At 40.8% G+C, this 267-nt stretch carries 1 protein-coding gene; it reads right to left on the bottom strand.

Translation table 11 applies throughout. The features are described from left to right. Positions 1-267 (bottom strand): hypothetical protein (locus tag ADH02_RS00015; RefSeq protein WP_048781517.1); only part of this gene is annotated, 267 nt, incomplete at both ends.

Here is a 267-nt window from a genome sequence, read left to right as displayed (position 1 = left end):
TTCTGGAGTTCCTACGAAGTCTTTGTTTGGTGTGAATGTTACTTTACCAGTCGCTGGGTCAATTGTATACGTACCTACTTGTTTACCATCTTTCATTGCTGGTAATTCAGTCGCATCTGTTGGTTCGCCAGTTGTTGGGTCAATGAATTTAGCTGGGTTTTCAGCGTTCACAACCATAGGAACTTTTTCTTCTGCACCAGATTGTTGTTTGAACGTTACTGTGTCAGATTGTGGTTGTCCTTGTTTACCAGTTGTTTCTTTGTTTTC

This window comes from Streptococcus sp. 263_SSPC (genome assembly GCF_001071995.1).
Lineage (GTDB): Bacteria > Bacillota > Bacilli > Lactobacillales > Aerococcaceae > Granulicatella.
Note: the sequence above shows the minus strand (reverse complement) of the source record. Positions and strands in the feature narration are given on the sequence as shown.